This window comes from Neisseria sp. P0022.S010 (assembly GCF_051956635.1).
In genome coordinates this window covers 1-2,860 of record NZ_JBQCXF010000385.1, presented here as the reverse complement: position 1 = coordinate 2,860, position 2,860 = coordinate 1, and the positions used below count along the sequence as shown (strand labels likewise).

2 protein-coding genes are annotated in these 2,860 nt (G+C 54.3%); both read left to right on the top strand.

The features are described 5' to 3' along the window. Nucleotides 1-44 precede the first annotated feature (44 nt). Nucleotides 45-1,964, top strand: a complete 1,920-nt coding sequence (locus ACTHUT_RS17090; RefSeq protein WP_440419167.1) for a TonB-dependent receptor — start codon at nucleotides 45-47, stop codon at nucleotides 1,962-1,964. A 57-nt stretch (nucleotides 1,965-2,021) separates the two neighbouring features. Continuing rightward, a partial coding sequence (locus ACTHUT_RS17085; RefSeq protein WP_440419165.1) for an ABC transporter substrate-binding protein occupies nucleotides 2,022-2,860 on the top strand: 839 nt, incomplete at its 3' end.

Sequence of the window (2,860 nt, the reverse complement as noted above, 5' to 3'; positions counted from 1 at the left end):
CTCTAAGAGCATAATAAATAAAAATGATTATCGGAATATAAATCATGAAACAAAACCATTTGATTTGCTTGTTAATGAGCAGTTTTGCCGCCGCAAACGGCTTTGCCGAAACCTTGGCAGACCCTGACGAAATCCAGCCTGTCAAAACCTTCTCGCCTCCCAAGCCGATTGCGCCGACCGCGGCTCAGGGCTATTTCCCCGAAAACCAATTCGACCGCACCGACCGCAGCAATCATTACTTTGTTACCGAAAACATAGACCAAGCCTTCCGCCCGCTGAAGGCAAACAGCGGCTTTTACGGCAAAAGCTTTTACAACTCCGTCACCGCGCAAGCGCGCGGGGCGAAGGTATACGGCGTGGCAAACCTCAATCACACCAAGGCAAACGGCTACAAAGATGGCGGCGGGCGCGACACCGATTGGAAATACAGCCGCTTCAATCAGGCTTTGGTACTCGGTTTCGTGCCGTCTGAAAATCAAGAATACCGCCTCACTTATCTGCACGACGACATCAACGACGACCGCCAACCGCAGTTCGTCAACGACGCATTAGACACCGAACGCCACATCGCCAAACTCAGCGCGCGTTGGGGCAATGCCGATTTGAGCAATACGGTCAGCGCGGAAGCAGGCATCATCAAACTCAAACGCCGCGCCGACAATTACTCCCTGCGCCAAAACAACACACCGCAGCAAGTGTTTGTAGAACTTGACCGCAAAGTGTATGATTCCTCGCTCAAACACGACGCGGACTTCGGCAAGTTCCACAACACGGCCGCCGTCAGCTATCGCAACGACAGCCAAAACGGCGAGCGCAACGCCCACACTCCCATGCGCGACTTCCTCAACGGCTACCGTTTCGCCGATGTGCACATCGACCGCTGGCGCATTGCCGATACCCTGTCTTACAAGTTTGACGACCGACACAAACTGGGCTTGGGTTTGAGCTACGAACTCAATGAAGCGGATGTTCGCAAAAATACGGCACAGCCCGCCCATCCGATGAACCGCAATCTCGCCTTCGCATCGGCGCAACAAATCTGGAAAACCCATTACGGCTGCGACTTCAACGGCAAAGTGCGCCGTCATGCTTTGTCGGGCGAACTCAAATACGATTTCACGCCGTCTGAAACGCAAAAATACAGCGTTTCCCTCGCACATTTGGAACGCATCGGCGACAACACCGAACGCTTCAACTCGCTTGCCGCCATCGTGCAAAACCGCATGAACGGCGCGTTGATGAATCAAACCCCAGCCGCCGCCATCGCAGGCAATCCCCTGCTGAAAACTGAAAGACACAACCGCATCAAGCTCACCGCCGACAGCCGCAACGACTACTACAACGGCTACATGAACTCGCTGGCAGGCGCAGGCTGGAACGTAGGCGGCACACTTGTGGCGGACAAAGTCAAAGACCTGATTATTTTTGACCGCGCACGCGGACAAAGCGGTATTTCATCCAACAGCGGCGGCATCATCACACGCAACGTGGACGCACGCCTATTCACCGCGCAGGCCTACGCGCGTTACAACTTCAATCCGCATTGGGCGGCCGGCATCAAAGCCGCCTACAACTACGGCCACAACGAAACCGACGGCAGGCCGCTCTATCAAATCCGTCCGTTTGAAGCCGCCGTCCAAGCCGACTACAAAAACTACTTTGCCCACGGCAGCTACAACATCGGCGCGGCAACACGCTTTGTCGCCAAACAAACGCGCGGCGATTTTGATGCGGCAAGCGGTCTGGGCATAGACAAACGCGAAGCCGCCAAAGGCTTTACCGTTGCCGACCTTTACGCAGGCGTAAACATCAAAGACAAATACGGCTTACGCTTGGGCGTGAACAACGTGTTCAACAAAAAATACGCCGAACACATCAGCGGCGACCACGTCCTCGCCCTGTCGCCCGGCGTGGTGTATGCACCGGGCAGGACATATTGGTTGAGTTTGCACACGGCTTTTTAAAATCAGGCCGTCTGAAAGAATGCCTACACTGGCTTATTAAGAATTAGGAGATAAAAAATGGATATGAAAAGACGTGATTTCTTAAAAATGACCGCTGCGCTGGCAGCAGCAGGCGTTTCGCCTTTATTGTTGGCTGCAGGTAAAGAACAATTTACCGTGTACGGCGCACCGGCAATGCCCAGCGTAACCATTGCCGTAGCGGCGTTGCAAGGCAAGCTGGCGAAGCAGGCGGATGTGTCGCTGAAAATCTGGCGTTCGCCCGACCAACTGCGCGCGGGCGTGGCGAGTGGGCAATTTAAAGTGATGATGAGTCCGAGCAATGTCGGCGTAAACCTGCGTAACCAAGGGCAGAAAGTCGGCATGGTGAATATTTTGACCAACGGCATCACGCAGCTGATGTGCAAAGGCAGCGCGATTACCTCGCCGCAGGATTTGATCGGCAAAAAAATCCTCGTACCGTTTAAAAACGATATGCCCGACATCGTGCTGCAAGCCTTGTTGAAAAAACTGAAAATCGACGCGCATAAAGTCGGCATCACTTACACCGCCACGCCGCCCGAAGCAGTCGGACTATTTTTAAGCAAGGACTACCACGCCGCCATCCTGCCCGAACCGATGGCGACCGCCAGCCTACTTAAAGGCAAAACCATGGGCGTAAACGTCGTGCGCGGCTTTGATTTGGTGAAGGCATGGGGGCAGGCGTTTGATACCAAACCGCTGATTCCGATGGCAGGCATCATCGCCAACGAAGAATATTTCCACGCACACAAGGCGCAGTTCGACCTCTTCCATCAGGATTTGAAAAACGCGCTCAACTGGATACTGGCCAACCGCCAAAGCGCGGCGAAGATCGGCAAAAACTACCTCCCCGCCCCCGAACCCGCCCTAGTCATGGG

Bases quoted from the DNA above. Each gene is read 5' to 3' on its own strand.
- ACTHUT_RS17090 (WP_440419167.1), top strand. From the start codon at position 45: ATGAAACAAAACCATTTGATTTGCTTGTTAATGAGCAGTTTTGCCGCC.